The following is a 16,510-nucleotide window of genomic DNA, read 5'->3' as shown; positions in this document are numbered from 1 at the left end:
GGAGAGATTGACACCTTTTTAGTGGACATTACTAGACTAACGGAGCTACAAGTTAAAGGAAACCAATCATTCATCTCCCACTATACATCTCAAACTTCTTCTTTCAATTTATATACCCTATCTCTTTTCTCATCATCTTTGATAAAAATAAGTTTTCCTTCTGTAACAAAACCTTCTAATAGTAAACATACTTGTCCATATGCTTTAGGCTTATTCGTAGTGAATCTTTCATCGGGTATTTTACCAGATCGTATTAATCGTTCACATAGCTCAAGCGCACTTATTTCTTCAGAATCAATTAATTCTAAAATATCTTTTTGTAATGGTGATAACGGGGCTGGTACCTTACATACCTCAGCTACCTCCACCTTTTCTTTTTCTTCTTCAAATAAATCTTCGAATGAAATTTGATTCATTACACCTGTTCCTTTCTAACAATTGATTTATATAACATGAATTGAATTCTATAGGTACGAAAACTTTAAATATTAGTCATTGTTATGTAGTGCTTACCTCGTTACATGAATTTCAAACTCATGTACATCATTTCATATAGTATATTTTGATTATACCAAATATACGTTCTGTCTTCTATTGTAGAATTTTTATAACAGAAATGAAAGTAATAGTGAACCTTTTTCTTCTCTTTAGTTGTATAGAAAACTATGTAAAAAGTTTCCATAATAAAATTATAGTGATCTGTTAAATTTCTACGCAAAAAAGCACTTGTTGCTTCAAGTAGACAATCAAGTGCTTTAACTTCATATGTTCTATAAGTAACATTAATCCGTCACTATTCTTTTTTCAATAGTCCAACTAAAGCTAGTTAATTTGGATATTTTACATATTTACTCGCTAATAATACATTCCTTAATTTAACAAAAAAACATTTTAAGATTTATTTTGCTCTTCATATTCTTTCATCTCTTCGAATTTTCTTCGCTCATTTTCATTACTAGGTTTCTTCCCTAAATATTTATATTCAAAATAATCCACTCGGTCATTCGATCCAAAAGTAGATTGATACCATTTAGTATACCCATAATAAATTTTTACTTTCCCCTCAGATGTCACAATCATATCAAAAGAATACCAAGGTTCCTGATTATTTTTTATAAATATTTCCTGTAACTCTACACTTAAATGAAATAATTCATCATATGTCTTATCATATTCTTTTTCACTCACATTAAATATATCTGGTATATCATGGGAATATATATATTCATCCGATCTATCTGGGGTATTGAAAAAGAATAATACCCCACCCTCTTGGTTATAAATCTCTGCATTAAAATAAAAGATATCCCATTCTACGGGAATTGTATCATTTATTTTTTGCGCTATATTTTGATAGATTTTATTTAATTCTAATTCGAACACTTTTACATCAACCTCCTGTTTTATTAAGTATTTCACGTATTACCTTACGTTGGCCTTCAATTTGGTATTTATTTTAAATGAGTTTGGTCTTAGTGATGAACCTAAGTATACTGATTCAATTTTTACTGATACTTTTTTAGGAGGCTTCCCACCTAATGTATTAACCCATTCTTTCTCCATATTATACCATTCTCCACCCGAACGATTAATTTGTTTATTTTGAGCGATTAAATTATCAATATCACCGGATCCATGGAATTGCGTCCCTATCAAGTGCCCACCATCATCAGGCAATCTATCTTCTCTTCCTGCAGCCACTTGCATTCCTGTGCTTCGTTTTCCTTTTTGAAGTATTAATCCTTCCGCCTCAACATCTACTATTCTACCAAGTTCATCTGTTGTATATTTATAACCATCCTCAGTGATATAGCGTACGTTTGGCGCAAGTTCTTTCCTTCCATTTTTTCCTTTAACAATGTGCTTCCCAAGATCTTTCTCTTTTATTTCAGTTATCTTAGGAGTTTCACCCGTACCCTTAACCCCACCACTCTCCAAATTCGAGATCCTACTTTGAATACTCGCCTTCGAGGCATCATGGGCTTCTTGGAATTTCCCGCTATAGTTCGTTCCAGATCTAACGACACTTCCATCTGGCAGTATTTCTACACCTTTAACGAATGGGGTTACGGTTTCCGTGTCCACAACTTTTACTAATTATATAATACTAGTAATTTATATTAACTTTAATTTACAAAAATATTTTTTAAAATTTTATAGTATGCCTATCTATAAAAAAAGCACTTGTTGCCTTTCGTAGACAATCAAGTGCTTTAAGTTCATATGTTTTTAAGTAGCATAAATTTGTAAGATTTATAAGATCTGTAAGTTTTGTATTAACAGTACGACACCTTTTACATGCCATGACAACTACTAAGTTAAAATTGACGAGTTTGTACGGGTTCTTAGTTTAATATACTTTCCATGTGATTATGTTCATCACCCAGTAAAATGTCATCTCACCTAAGCTCGTACTTCGTTTTTTCGACGTACAATGAATTAGAGAATCTATTCAAAGTTGTATAAACTCTACCTACTAAATTAGGATTTTTTTGTTTATATAAAAACTTTGCAACAGAACCTTTAAACTAAACTTCAAATCCAATTACTATCCATTCATCAACAATGTCCCAAAAATTCATATTATATCTAGGCTCTTTATTCGTCCACCATAAAGTCGCATTATCATTATTAGAATTCTTATAATCTACTGCAACATAACCACCCATACCACTTTTAAAGAAACCAAAAGTAGTTTGTAAATCAATTTGTAAAGGTTCTTCTAACTCCTCAATAATACCCCATTCATCATCATCAAAAAAAGTTACATTTTCTAAAGGAACTAACCCCATAGATTGACTCGCATAAAAATAGAAACCATTATGAACAGTTCGATAAAAATTTCGTATTGTTGAAGGAATCTTATCCCAAGATTTTTCTAATTCTTCATTATTAAACTCATCTTTGGGATTTCCCCCCTCATAATATAGAATTTCCCCATTATCTGTTTTAATAGTGTATAAAATTGAATATCTACCATTTGTGTTCATAAGCTCTACTTCTTCAAGGTGCCTAGACAAATAAGAAATAGTGTTTCTTAATTCCACTCCTACTTGCTCTTTCCATATCGATAAAATATTCTCAACTCTCTTGTCTACGTTTTCTTCTTGAAACAATTCATACCATGAATTTGGTATTTTCTCACAATCAAGTTTATTAATCCCATGGCATGATATAAGTTGTGCATTTCTTTTATATTTTCTTAAAAAACCAAGTTTTTGTTCCATAATGCTATGTCATCTCCTTTATTTATCTATATCCTTTTTTATTTCCTTTCAACAAAATCATCAATTTGTTTTTGTAAATTCATTTCTAATTCTTTTTCCTTCTTTATCATCTCTTCTCTAAACTTAGGATTAACTTCAATTTTTTCTTTCTTATAAATTGTCCAATCAGAATAAGATTTAGCCCCCTTAGATTTATTGGCTGCTTCACTTAAACCTAAAAAATTCTCTTCATTATTTAAAACCTTAAGTTGTTGTTCTTTTGTTAGTTTGTCAAAATTCTCCATCTTTTCTATATTTTTCATTGATACGATATGATCAGCTTGAAGTCTATCTGTAATATACTTACCAGGTATAGCAGGGTCAGGCGTTCCATCTCTTAATTCATCATATAATTCCTTTGAGATTCTTCTTTCCCCGTATCGAGGCTGTGTTCCAATATCACCCGTACCCTTATTTAAAACCAAAAGCGATAATTGTGTTACCAATTATCGCTTACTAAGTCAAACCATTTTATGTACTATAAAGTAACAATTATTTTATTATCTACGATAGTTCTAAAATTGGTGTAATTTCTCATCATATTATTACCATATGCACTAACTGCTTCATTACCACACACCATACTTTCATAGTTACCTTTAAATTCTTTTTTTATTGACTCTTCCAAACTGTCATAGTATCTTTTGATAGCTTCCTCTGCCAATTCACGCGACCCGTGCGTTAATATAAAATTAATATCTACCATATAACCCTTTTGAGGATAAAAACCCCTTTCAACAACCTCTTTTACAAAGTTGTTCAAATCATTCGTACACCTTTCTACAATTGGCATAAATACACTATTTAACCAATTAGTGAATTCGTTAACTGTCCTCTCCCACTCTTCCTCATTTGCTATGTTCCAATATAACTGACCGCTTGGTACATTGCACTGACGTGTATTAATATGAAATATTTTATCTTCAGATTTTAAAGGAAGAATTGCGCATTCACCATAAAATACTACGTTTTTATCAGATATATTATTCCAACTTGTATAAAAGAGTACCTTATAAATGAAATTTTTATCTTTTTTACTCATCCAATGACCAGACTTCGAATATTTCCAGCCATTATCTAAATACTTTTCAGATATTAGATTACATACGCGCTCAAATACTTTATTTGCTTTCATATTACATCTCCAATTCAAACTACCTAAGATTCATATATTTTAAACTCAATCCTCAAATCTTGAGTATTCTTCCTAAAAACCTCCAATAATTTATTACAATTTTCAGTCGGTTTATATTTAAATCTTAAATCGAATATAAAGCCATCTACTAACTTAGCATCCGGATAAACACTATAGATTTGCCCACTTTCAATAAAAGATACATAGGCATTAATTTTATCTTGTAACAATATTAAGTGCTGAAGTTCATTTTCCCAATCTAAATGATCTGCAATCATTAATGCTAACTTATTTTCACCCATACTCTTGCCAATTCCATCTATTTTATTTTTGTCTAATATTGACACTTATCTCTCACCTCATTTATTCATCAAAATAAGTTGTCCCTTCAGGACGAACAATTTGCGGTCTTGTTTCACTAGGCACTTCGTATCCCCCTGAAAAATCTCCCTTTCCTTCACCTACGACCTTTCCACCAGAATTCTTCAATTCAGGGAATCCCTTTTCTTGATTAGTAGTATAGAGAGCAGTAGTGGAACTTTTATATTCTTGTATAATAACATTCCCATATTCATCAGATGCAATTGCGTCAACTCTTACCTTAGTCCCTTCATGTGTAACAATGGTTATTTCTCGTTCAGCGTTTTCATACTGTTGTGAAAATAGATTAAAACTTTCATCAGAAAATTCTTGCCCCTGCTCTTTAAGTGATGCCCATTTTTCACTTGCTTCTTTCCACTCCAGTGGCTCTTTAGGCGCTTCACTATTCTTATATTTCCTTTCACAATATACATCATACTTAGATTGCAACTCAGCATCTTTAAATCTACCAGTATTATCAAGTAAATCAGAATTCCCTTTTCCAACTTCACCCGTACCCTCAGTAGGTACTTAAACACAAATTAAAAAAATCCACAGTATAAAAGTTTATCACTGTGGATTCTAACATTTATTTTTCTTGGCAATGCACCATATCATAAGGGTAATATGAACTATCTTTCAAGGTTGAGTCATCTAATTTTAAAATTTTAGCGATTGCTCCACTTTCAAAACTCCAGTAACCACTATAAATGTCATGTTTATTTTCATGTGCATCGTACCATGCTTCTTCTGAATGTCCCTTATACCAATATTCCTTTATATATTCCACTAAATTTTTTATAGAATTCTCTTGTGAAATTTTATTACTCTCAACTACTTCTTTTAATTTTACATATGGATATTTTACATAAAACTCTCTCTGCTCATAAAAATCTGATGGCTCGCTATTTCTAAAAGCAATAAAATAATTAATCAAATAATCATTTAATCCTTCTTTCCTTACCATTGCTATTAGTCTATTAAATTCTTTATCTTCAACTTTTAGCATTACTGCTATAGATATCATCCATAACATACGTATATATCCACTTTCTTTATTCCACACTTTTTCCATTATATTTATTACTTCAGGTAAAAAATCACGAATAGTTTGAATAGAACAACCTGCCGAGTACATTGCCCTTAATTTATTAAAATGATACCCTTGTAATGCTATATATCCATTCTTTACACCTTTATCATCTTTGCCTCTTTCCTCAATAACCTTTTCAACCAATATTAAAAACTTTTCTATTCTCTTTTCCTCATAATCGATAAATTCGTTAAAATATATATCATTTTTGATTTTATCCCTTAGCATAATTTCTCTTCCACCTTTTATATGTGGTAACAACTACTACGTTAAAACTTACGAGTTTGTACGAGTTCGTTAGTTTTATGTCCATCTCATGTGTTTATATTCACCACCATGTAAAATGTCATATCGCCTAAGCTCGTACTTCGTTTTCTATTCTATCATTGCACACAATACTCTATGATGGTACAACCATCATGAAGTATTTACTTTTTAACAGCTTATTCTTATTCTTTTTCTTTTTCTTTCCACTTCAAAAATAAATTCTTTTTCGTTTATTTGTCTTATGTGAATTCTTTAACTTCTAACCCTAATTGTCTATACCTTTCAGTACTAATTAACCCTCAAATTATAGATTTCCTGCTAACATTAAAAGGATCTACGTTATTTCCCTCTAACAACTCTTCAAATTTTTCTGTTCCGTATTTTACAAAACATTCATATTCCGACTGGGAAATAAAAAATGCTAACAAAATTTTACCATCTTGATCTTCACTTCCAGTACGTACATCACCATATTCTTCTGGAAAAGCAAATGGTTCAGTAAAGTAAACTGCACTTTTATTATATTTTTGAACAAATGATTTATCAATACTTTCAATACCACTAATTGCTGTTCCTCGTCCTATTTCTATTCCATTACCTATACAATAAAATAAAGCACTTGCAAGGATATACCCTGTACTATTAAATGCCCCATCAACTACCATTGAAATTTCAACATTATCCCCGACTATTTCTTCATATTTACTGAATCCAATTGTATTAAAAACTAAACATTCTTCAAATACATTTTCATATTTTAAAATTTGTATACTTGGAAGCTCTTCATTATTTTTAAACACCTCTCGGTCTATTGGATCACCTAAATATTTACTATAATGGTCATAATAAAGTTCTCCGTAATTAATCATTCTTTTATCTCTCCTATATATGTTCCTTCTATTCCTTCAAATTTATGACTTATATTACATTCATGACATTGAACCCTTAGTCGAGCATTATATTCATCCAATACTTCTTTTCGTGTTGATTTTACTTCACCTGTTTTCATACTTGCAACTCTTTCTGCCCAAGTATCTGGATAATGATCTAAGTCATATCCAATTCTTTTTACTGGTCCATTTTTAGTATTAATGGTAATACTACCTGGAATGTCTTTTCCGCACGTAGGACAAATCATTTTTCCTGATGCATTTTTTGGTGCTTCACTTTCTGCTTTAACACGAGTACCTTTTCTAAAACTACTTCTCTTATACAAACTATCAGTTTTTTTAACTTTTGTACTACCTTTACCCGTACCCTTAACCCCACCACTCTCCAAATTCGAGATCCTACTCTGAATACTCGCCTTTGAGGCATCATGGGCTTCTTGAAATTTCCCGCTATAGTTCGTTCCAGTTCTAACGACACTTCCATCTGGCAGTATTTCTACACCTTTAACGAATGGGGATACGGAGTCCGCACCTTTTGCTAATGTATTTTCAATTATATAAATTATATAATAATAGTAATTTTCATTAGCCTGAATTCATAAAAAATAATTTCTAAAAATTTATAGCATGTCTATCTATTAAAAAGGCACTTGTTGCCTTTCGTAGACAATCAAGTGCTTTAAATTCATCTGTTTTTAAGCAGCATAAATTTGTAAGTTTTGTAGTAACAGCATGACACCTTTTATATGGTAACAAGTAATACATTAATACTTACGAGGTCATTATTATTATTATGTCCTTTCCATGTCTTTTCAATAAAATATCATCTCACCTAATTCTCACGCTTTTCTTTCTAATACAGTTGTAAAAATAAAAAATTCAATAGCCACTACGTTCTCCTAACGTTGCCATTGAATTCCTTTACTAAGCATGTACCTTTGTCAACGTGCAAGTAACCAACAAAATAGGCACATTTCTCAATTTATTTTCTATCTCTATTATCACCCCTCCCAAATCCAAAACATTTTTATTATTTCGAATTCAGGAGGTGAAAAGTTTAAATGTATTTGTAGTAACACATGGTGTTATTAAAATTGTACGTGGCCAAAAATAGCACATTCTAGGTGGTTATGCAATCTTGATATTAACTTATAAAAAAATCTTGATCGGATTCAAGGGTGAAGGCATACAACCTTAGGCCTATCTATAATATTTGATACACCTTTCTTGAAAAGGAATTCTATCATCAAGCAACACCTCTTCTTGCAGGATTTTTGTTATATTCTCTATTTTCCCAATGAATAATGCATAAAAGTCGCCCGAATTTGGATATAAAAACAGACCAAATCCCTTTGGTGACAGTATTTTGTTGGCCATCTTGATCTTATCGGGTAAAAATTCATAATTAAATGCTTCTAATCTCTCAAGTTCTTCTTGTGTTGCTAATTCAATTTGGTGGGCAAATTCGTAATCAAGAATAAAATTTACAATTTCTTGGTATTGCTCACCTTTATAGTCAACGTATAAAAACTGTTTCGTTGTCAATCCATATTTTAATAGGTCTTCATGTAAGTCATAACTTCCTTGTTCCTTCAAAAATGTTTCCAAATCCTTGCTATCAGGAAATATAATCTGCGCTATCCCTTGATCAGGCATCTTAGCTTCCTCCCTTTTATTGAAATAATTCTCCATGCTTGTTAGGAATATATTCCGGATAGTTTTCACGATAAAATTGATCAATCATCTGAAGTACGGGATCCCATTCAGGATATGACTCATGTTCCCCAAATACCATTCTAGCTTCTGAAGTATTCATCAGAAAATTATCGATTTGAGTAGGTACTGGCAACCCTAGTTGTTTCCTTACATGGATTAAAAATAATATTTCAAAAGGATAAAATCCGTATCTGAAATCACCAAATTCACCTAGCTGTCCGATTTCAGAAGCTAACGCAGAATGATACTGAGACATTATCGAAATTAGATATTCTATTTCTTCTAAGTCACGAGTCGACCAACGTCCTAACACTTCATCATATATATTTAGGTCTTCAGGGATTAAATCACATCGCAGTTCAGCTTCTTTAAACTTATTTTTCACGACTAGATGCAATTTTTCATTTGTCCCCATGATGGTTTTATTTCTATACTGCGAGTATAGCTCTAGCAAAAACCAAATATGTCTATTCTCTTCATTAGCATCTATTAAATGTCCACCGAAGTGATGAACCATAAAATCATATAATATATTTTCTTCTTTCTCCCATCCATACATTGCAAAATGAACTAATGTGAGGACGACTTCTCTAAACGTATACCCCAAAATCATCTTTGGATATCTGATTTTATAAAGATCTTGTCCCATGCACTGGTAAAATAAGACTTTCTGCATGTTCTTTAATCCTTCTACATTGTTTCCACCGCTTATCAATACATCGTTTTTCCATAGTGACAAGTGATATGAGAAAATTTTGCTTAAATTTATTAGTAGGATGTGATCTTTCTCTGTTTCATTTTGCTCAACGATTTTCTCAATCTTTCTTCTACTGACATTATATTTATCTTTCACATCTTCAAATTTGATTCCATCCACAAAATTTTTGCTATATTTTTTAAAAGCCATTTCTAACTTTTTTTGGTTTATCATTGTATCCTCCCTATGAATTAATCTATTTTCTTATTCCAGTCCTTTACCTTTAACTCATCAACACCGAATCCAGTATCAGTATTCTTTATATCTGTTTCAACTCTAATAAAATCGAATTGTAGATCCGGACTCTCCAAATTCGAAATCCTACTCTGAATACTCGCCTTTGAGGCATCATGGGCTTCTTGGAATTTCCCGCTATAATTCGTTCCAGATCTAACGACACTTCCATCTGGCAGTATTTCTACACCTTTAAAGATTGGGGATACGGAGTCCGCAACTTTTGCTAATGTATTTTCAATTATATAATTTTCACGACTTAATCTATCTAACAATCCTTAAAAATAATCTATATTGATTTTCACTTATTTATCAATCTCTAATATCTCTAAGAAAAAAGCACTCGCTACCAATAATAGGTTTTCGAGTGCTCAAATGTATATAATCCCCATCATATTTAAATCATTTTTAAGATTTGTTCCTTCACATTTTCATCAAATTTGGCTCCTTCTACCTTTGCTCCTGTCCAAACTACATTGTCAAGTTTAGCACCGGTAAAATTCGCGCCCGTAAAATCACCATTTAAAAGGGTCGCTCCCGTTAAATCTGCGTCAGTAAAATCTGCATTTCTAGCGTTTACTTCTGATAAATTAGCATCTTCTAAATATGCTTTTTCAAAGTTACCTTCTGTAAGATTCGCGTTGCTGAAATTTGTTCCCGTACAGTCGGCCTGTTTTGCATCTATTTTATATAAATTTGCTCGTCGAAAAGTAGCATGATTTAATATCGTTCCAACTAATTCTCCATATGAAAAATCAACTTCATCAAAACATGTTTCAAAACAACTACTTATATTTATCTTTGCATATTTCATATTCGCTTTAGAAAAATCCGCTTCGCCAAACCTACAATCTGCAATATGTATTTCCTCTAAATTACAGCTCCTGAAATCAGCAAACTCAAAATCACAATCAAAAAAAGATGCTCTCATTAGTGAAGAAGCTCTTAAATGGACTTGTTTTGCCATGATACCCTCTGCCATCACCTCTGACAAATCTGAAAAAGTAAGATCTAAATTGCTCATATCTAGCCCATCTATAGTTTCATCATTGTATTGAGATCTATTTAATATTTCCATGACTCTTATTCTATCATTATTTTTCTCATCCATGATTACAAATTCCTTTCATTTAACTTTCCAGATACTCCTTCCAAGCAACATTTGGAGAATAAGTTACAACCATTCGACTTTCATGAAAACTTGGCATGGCCATTACTTGAGCTGGTTCTAAGTATTTCATTACATGTAACCAACTATCAAGTAACATATCTATATCGGCTTCTAATGGATTTTGTAAAAGGTCTATACAAATCCCACCCCAATCCAGCTCTGATACGACAGCTGGGCTATTTAGTAATAATTCCTTATCAAACATGTCTAAAATATGACCACTCAAATATGTTTTAGCGCCTACCCCCAAAGGACCGTTAGGAAGAAACCTTACCGGTATAGGTAAGGCAGACATATTCATCCACATATGTAACCGTTCACGTTCTGTATTCCATGGATAAGACGCTTTCCAAAAGATTTGCGACACCCCAAAACGTGGTTTTACAATTTCTGCGATTTGATCGGATAACTCAAAAAAAGCAGACCATAAACTTTTAGGTATTGATTTATGAAACTCAAACTCAAGATATGACCTATGACTCCAGTTAACTTTAAAGCTTCCTCTATAGTGCACTGCTTTATCACGATACAAATGTACTTCTGATACTTTACGTCCCAAAATCACCTTTTCAAGAATTTCCTCACGATTATATTCTACCCGTACGGTTTCACTGTTACCCCAATGAGTAGGAGCAAATTTTTCATTCGAATCAAACACGTCCAAAAGACGACCTAGTATCTCTTCCTGATTAATCGATACTGTAGGATACATTGCAATTGTAAAATAATTAGGTTTCATTTAAATCCCCCTTAATACTAAAAAGTAAAGTTACATACTTATCTATATTTTTATCCATATACCTCCACCTGGGATATCTGGGTGTGCTTCCCACTTATGTGTCACTTTACCACTATTCGGATCATTATAGAAAATGGCACTCTCCTTCGCTAAAGGTCCACTTGGTCTTGGATGAGGAGGAATTCCATTCAAATCGGGTTTATCACTTGATATTGTCACAATATGACTTCCACTTTTATCTTCGAGCATCTCTCTTTCAGCTCGCATTTGACTGTCATTATGAATAACGTGTTCTTTGTCACTTATTTTGTGTTTGTGGTCATGAACTAAATCGATTTCATCCTTAGCATTACGACCTATACTATCTGGACGCGTAAGATGCCCTTCACTGGATGTATACGTAACAACCTTGCCAGAGTTATTGACCTCTAATGTACGATTTAGGTGTTCTCCCAAGGCTTTTCTCCCTTTTATTTCTTCTTCTCTTCCACGCTCTTGACTTTTCTTTAAATTTTCACGCTTAACATCCCACTCTTTACGTTCTAAAGGCTCTTTTGTTTCTTCACAATGACGATTATACCTAATGTTATCTGCTTCCTTATAATCCCCCCGTGCTTTGGCTTCATCTATTTTTATTCGATAGTATTTTTCTCTTTCCGGGGTTAGTTTAATTTTGTTTGGGTTTGCGTTACTACCACCACTACCCTTAGCAAGTTGATAAGCGTCATCCTTAGCTGCCGTACTTGCCTTTGAAAACTTTCCAGCTACTTCTCCAACAGTTGAAGATTCTATATAAGGAATCCTCACTCCTATTCCAGTATCCACCATCCTAACTGCTACTGGAATAGGAGTATTTTTCATAGCATCTAGTGCATTCTTTAAAGTCTTATTTTCCTTAAGCGATTGTACCACATTATTTCTACGCTAAAACACAAAAAAGCACTTGCTGCCTCAAATAGACAATCAAGTGCTCTAAATTCAAATAATATTTTCTAAGAGTTTAATTTATTGATTATATAAGACACACACGGAACCAATAGCAATTTTTCAACAATATTATTTTGAATTAATAATTGTATTAAACGGTTCTTAATTCAAATACCCTCTATTTTAAGCCCTAAAATCAGTTAATCAGTACTAGATATTTTCAATATATCCCCTAATTCGCCTAACAGTTCTATGTTTTTTAAAGCCAACTCAACAGGTATGTCTTTCATTAGCACGAATGGTAATTGTTTTGATCCTTTTAATAAGTCAAACAATCCCTTTTTGATGATAAATACCTCTTGTATTTTCTTTAAATCCATAGCCCCTCCTACTGGTGGACTTACCAATATAAGATTACACAGTTTTTCCTTAAACACTTCCTGTTCTTCGTCCACACAGTCAATATCTATCGCTCCGTCATTTATCCACTGTATTAAATTCTCACTTACTGTGGTTGCATAATTCGGATCCATAATCCCCGAATCAACTTGTACTAACTCTGTTGCGTTTTCATTTGCATTCATTAACAGTATTTTGCCTCCACCATTACTTCCTACAGCAACATAACCCTTTGCATATTCATGGACTTCATATGTTTTATTCATTTCATCTATTATATCCACTCCAAATATAACGACTCCATTATCGGACACAAAACCATTTGTATGCTTTAGTAATTGTTTATAAGCATTAGGGAGTATTAATCCCATTTCCTCTTCAATTTTTTTAATTTCATTTTCATCAACTGGAGAATATAATTCATAAGTTGACAATTTTTGAACATTTATCATTTAAATCCTCCTAATCCATCAAAATATCTATATGCTTCTCGCATTACTTTTTTTGCTACTTTTAAATCTACACCCGCTTCAATCATTTCTTTATAGCTAATATTAAATTCGTATATTATATTCGTACTAAAACCTTCATTCCTTCTTCTAGCTCTTTGAAGAGCGGATATTATAGCATGTGGTTCACCAGAGGTAGATTTGAGTAATATTGATGGTGCTTGTCGACTGCTATAATTATTACCGCTTGTTTTAGCCCATTCATCTTGTATTGCGTGATGCGCTTGTACCAATCCATCATTTTTTGTATTCCGAAAACCTAGAGCACGATTCTTATTTGGACTCATTTTTTTATACAAGTCAACATCTTCAACAATATAACCTCCATTTTTAAGTTGACTCCTAGTGGACCTTTGCGGAAATGCAATACCGGCCCTTTCATTAATATTAGCATGGAGCTGTTCAGAAGTTAATTCGCCATATTTCCCTCTCAAATATTCTAATCTGGATTCTCCCGTACCCTTAGTTAAAACAAAAAGCGATAACTGGATTTCCAATTATCGCTTACTAAATCAAACCATTTAGTTCACTATAAAGTAACAATTATTTTATTAGCTATAATAGTTTTAAGGTTGGTGTAATTTCTGATCATATTATTACCTTATGCACTAACGGCTTCATTATTATACTTTCATAGTATCTTTTAATATCTTACTATTCCTTACTTACAAGTATTCTCTCGATTAAAGTCAAATGCTGCTTCAACGCCATTTTTCATTAATTTTTGTAATAATACATCAAGTCCATCTGTGTAATAACAATGGATTTCTTCTTTATATAATGGTAATAATGTATGGAAGTATATTGGCCAGTCACCCTCTATTCTTTTACCATCTTCACGAAATTCCATTTTGAATGCACCTGAACATTGTGGAAGCGGTGGTACCACCATAACACCGGAAAATTTTGTTTCTTCACTATATGGATGAATTGGCGCATTTAGATCTTGTTCTGCTCCACCTAACTGGGCTACATATGAATTTTTTAAATATTCCTTTGATTGATTTGGAAATACAAGCCACTGCCCCAACCAATATCCATTTCGCATTACATCTTGTCCAAAGTCCTGTAAAAGGCGTAAAGGCCAAGCATATTTCGAACTCGCCAAAGCGGCTACTGATACATCCCAATCCTTAGGTAGATGCATGACAAGCTCTGCATAACCACTATCTACACTCGATGGAGCTGGCATACGGAAATAGCTATTTCGATACGTTACTACTGTATGAAAATCAACCATTTTATTTGGTCCAACATCATATAATTCTACATCGGTGATTATTTTTGTATTGGCTTCTATATGATTCGTAATCATTCCATAATGTAGCTGAATATGTGACTTAAAATCTTCTATTGACGTTGGGCGTATCATTGGATTATTTTCTATTTTTTGTTCATCATTTTTCTCATCAGATTTCCATACTAATTCAAACTCAAATCCTTTTAGTTCACTTTTTGCAACTCTCTCTTTAAATTCGTTTGATACGAAAGTTTGTACAGATACAATCGGAAAATCTCCATATTTATGCTTTGTATTCAATGTACAAAAAATATGCTCCCCCCTAATTTTCTCTGTAATAAATGCAAATTTATCAAATCCACCAAAATCATCAGGGTCCGCATTCTCATAATCAATACAATCTAATACATTTAATACATTTACTGCATAACATTCGTATCGTTCATGAACAAGTGGAAGAATTTCAACTTTCCTTTTAATTAAATCAAATACTACTTCTATCGCTTTTTTTGTAAAAATAAGTGGTATTTCACTTAATAAATCTGATGGTTCCCCCTCATTTAAAAGTTTCATTTGCAGTGGATCCCATTTATCAATTACTGATTGACCTTGAAAAGCATTATCAAAGATTTCTTGTCCTTCCTCATTCTCACACTCTAATTGATCAAAATTAGAATTGCTAATAATTTTCCATATTTTCATTAAACTACTCCTCTTAATCTTTATATAGGAATTCTATTTTCCCCGTTAATAAATTATTTCTAGTATTCTCTATAAACTTCAATATCTCTTCACGCTTAAGCTGTTTTGTATATCTGTTAAAAAACCAGTACAACGTAATATTATTGTATGAAATAGTTTCTGCAACTCTATTAAAAAACCAACGTTTATCCTATTCATATCTAAAACATCGAAAATACCTTTCCAAAGCATTCATTTCATCTAAGGAATTTTCAACAAAATATATTTTACCATTACTAGCTCTCTCTCTATGAAAAGGCAACAACCTGCTTTTTCAACAATTCATAAAATATATATTTGTATTTTTTAACCCAAAAGATATAATTCTTTTAGAGTTTCCATAAAATCAGAATCCTTCTTTACTCCAATCATATTAATCAGATCATAAAGTTGGCTTAGTTTAAAAGAAAAATTATATAGAACAACTACGGCTCTATTTAACTTTCTAGATTTATTTATATAAATCTTAGAGTCACCTTTTCCTAAAAATAATACATTATATCTATCATTTGTGCTTTTTTCTAAAATTATTCTGTCTGGCTTAAGTGCATAAAAAGAATAATACTGTTCATCTAAAAAAGTTTTGAATATTACTTAATGGTGTTGTATTTTCAATCTCATTTTGAACATTTTCATCATATTTTCTTACTTCTAACTTACTTTTCGAAAAAATATATAAAGCCACTGCTGATTTATATTTACCTGAAAATACATCTACTTTGTATTCTTTTCCTCTAACAACTTCAAAAAGCTCATACTGATTATTTACTTCATTGAAAGTTAACTTAACAATAGCTTCAGGATAATCATCTCCACTTACTGGTGCAACATAAATAATATCTTTTTCCCCTTTAATCATTTTAAATTCGGTTTCAATTAAATTGTATATACCAATTAAGTCCATATTTTACACTCCATTATGGGTTTATTAATTTTAATCTCTGCCCATTCTTCTACGATGTTATCCATCGTTTCTATTAATTGAATTCAAATTGTTTATATAGCCTGAAAAATCACTCAATAAAATCATAACATGCCTATCCATTAAAAAAGCATTCGTTGCCTT

At 32.0% G+C, this 16,510-nt stretch carries 19 protein-coding genes and 2 pseudogenes; all 21 read right to left on the bottom strand.

Features of this window, described 5'->3' with window-relative positions; all coding sequences use genetic code 11:
- Positions 1-89 precede the first annotated feature (89 nt).
- The 21 genes and pseudogenes from BLT20_RS21095 to BLT20_RS31120 all read right to left on the bottom strand — a co-directional run bounded on the left by BLT20_RS21095 (position 90) and on the right by BLT20_RS31120 (position 16,348).
- Positions 90-416 carry a DUF3895 domain-containing protein gene (locus BLT20_RS21095; RefSeq protein WP_001071909.1) on the bottom strand — a complete coding sequence of 109 codons (327 nt, stop codon included), beginning with the start codon at positions 414-416 and terminating at the stop codon, positions 90-92.
- 475 nt (positions 417-891) lie between these two features.
- Entirely contained in the window at positions 892-1,383 is a 492-nt protein-coding gene (locus BLT20_RS21090) for an immunity protein YezG family protein (RefSeq protein ID WP_000462359.1), read from the bottom strand.
- 7 nt (positions 1,384-1,390) lie between these two features.
- Positions 1,391-2,040, bottom strand: a pseudogene (locus BLT20_RS21085) (DNA/RNA non-specific endonuclease).
- A 488-nt stretch (positions 2,041-2,528) separates the two neighbouring features.
- Complete coding sequence (locus BLT20_RS21075; RefSeq protein WP_000435840.1) at positions 2,529-3,227, bottom strand: SMI1/KNR4 family protein; 699 nt, start codon at positions 3,225-3,227, stop codon at positions 2,529-2,531.
- A gap of 38 nt (positions 3,228-3,265) precedes the next feature.
- Positions 3,266-3,712, bottom strand: a complete 447-nt coding sequence (locus BLT20_RS30265; protein WP_230641371.1) for a hypothetical protein — start codon at positions 3,710-3,712, stop codon at positions 3,266-3,268.
- Positions 3,713-3,744: 32 nt separating this feature from the next.
- Positions 3,745-4,401 carry a hypothetical protein gene (locus tag BLT20_RS21065; protein ID WP_000646608.1) on the bottom strand — a complete coding sequence of 219 codons (657 nt, stop codon included), beginning with the start codon at positions 4,399-4,401 and terminating at the stop codon, positions 3,745-3,747.
- Positions 4,402-4,424: 23 nt separating this feature from the next.
- Entirely contained in the window at positions 4,425-4,748 is a 324-nt protein-coding gene (locus tag BLT20_RS21060; protein ID WP_000025255.1) for a DUF6572 domain-containing protein, read from the bottom strand.
- A gap of 16 nt (positions 4,749-4,764) precedes the next feature.
- Positions 4,765-5,211, bottom strand: a complete 447-nt coding sequence (locus BLT20_RS21055; protein ID WP_001190951.1) for a hypothetical protein — start codon at positions 5,209-5,211, stop codon at positions 4,765-4,767.
- 139 nt (positions 5,212-5,350) lie between these two features.
- The gene (locus BLT20_RS21050) at positions 5,351-6,082 is read right to left on the bottom strand and encodes a PoNe immunity protein domain-containing protein (RefSeq protein WP_000942840.1); all 732 of its coding nucleotides are present in this window, start codon (positions 6,080-6,082) and stop codon (positions 5,351-5,353) included.
- Between the two features lie 338 nt (positions 6,083-6,420).
- The gene (locus BLT20_RS21045) at positions 6,421-6,990 is read right to left on the bottom strand and encodes a suppressor of fused domain protein (protein ID WP_000611566.1); all 570 of its coding nucleotides are present in this window, start codon (positions 6,988-6,990) and stop codon (positions 6,421-6,423) included.
- Positions 6,987-7,577 carry a GH-E family nuclease gene (locus BLT20_RS21040; RefSeq protein ID WP_044128317.1) on the bottom strand — a complete coding sequence of 197 codons (591 nt, stop codon included), beginning with the start codon at positions 7,575-7,577 and terminating at the stop codon, positions 6,987-6,989. The genes BLT20_RS21045 and BLT20_RS21040 overlap by 4 nt, the downstream gene beginning before the upstream one ends.
- Positions 7,578-8,211: 634 nt before the next feature.
- Complete coding sequence (locus BLT20_RS21030; protein WP_001113308.1) at positions 8,212-8,667, bottom strand: hypothetical protein; 456 nt, start codon at positions 8,665-8,667, stop codon at positions 8,212-8,214.
- A gap of 16 nt (positions 8,668-8,683) precedes the next feature.
- A complete protein-coding gene (locus BLT20_RS21025; protein ID WP_000609922.1) occupies positions 8,684-9,658 on the bottom strand; it encodes a hypothetical protein in 975 nt (324 codons plus the stop codon).
- A gap of 128 nt (positions 9,659-9,786) precedes the next feature.
- Positions 9,787-9,993: pseudogene (locus tag BLT20_RS21020) on the bottom strand (hypothetical protein); the annotation flags it as partial.
- 122 nt (positions 9,994-10,115) lie between these two features.
- Positions 10,116-10,829 (bottom strand): pentapeptide repeat-containing protein, encoded by a 714-nt coding sequence (locus BLT20_RS21015; protein WP_000343661.1) that lies wholly within the window; start codon positions 10,827-10,829, stop codon positions 10,116-10,118.
- Positions 10,830-10,848: 19 nt separating this feature from the next.
- On the bottom strand, positions 10,849-11,628 hold the full coding sequence (locus BLT20_RS21010) for a hypothetical protein (RefSeq protein WP_000804109.1): 780 nt from the start codon (positions 11,626-11,628) through the stop codon (positions 10,849-10,851).
- A gap of 42 nt (positions 11,629-11,670) precedes the next feature.
- A complete protein-coding gene (locus BLT20_RS21005; protein WP_000250834.1) occupies positions 11,671-12,540 on the bottom strand; it encodes a hypothetical protein in 870 nt (289 codons plus the stop codon).
- A gap of 215 nt (positions 12,541-12,755) precedes the next feature.
- On the bottom strand, positions 12,756-13,406 hold the full coding sequence (locus BLT20_RS21000) for an SMI1/KNR4 family protein (RefSeq protein WP_000611384.1): 651 nt from the start codon (positions 13,404-13,406) through the stop codon (positions 12,756-12,758).
- Positions 13,403-13,897, bottom strand: a complete 495-nt coding sequence (locus BLT20_RS20995) for a hypothetical protein (protein WP_002026138.1) — start codon at positions 13,895-13,897, stop codon at positions 13,403-13,405. The genes BLT20_RS21000 and BLT20_RS20995 overlap by 4 nt, the downstream gene beginning before the upstream one ends.
- A 227-nt stretch (positions 13,898-14,124) precedes the next feature.
- Positions 14,125-15,405, bottom strand: coding sequence for a suppressor of fused domain protein (locus BLT20_RS20990; protein WP_000708148.1), 1,281 nt, complete (start codon positions 15,403-15,405; stop codon positions 14,125-14,127).
- Between the two features lie 607 nt (positions 15,406-16,012).
- Positions 16,013-16,348, bottom strand: coding sequence for a hypothetical protein (locus BLT20_RS31120; protein WP_002026137.1), 336 nt, complete (start codon positions 16,346-16,348; stop codon positions 16,013-16,015).
- Positions 16,349-16,510 lie beyond the last annotated feature (162 nt).

Origin of the sequence: Bacillus sp. cl96 (assembly GCF_900100505.1) — a bacterium.
Classification (GTDB): Bacteria; Bacillota; Bacilli; order Bacillales; family Bacillaceae_G; genus Bacillus_A; species Bacillus_A cereus.
This window is presented reverse-complemented; position numbering and strand designations above follow the sequence as displayed.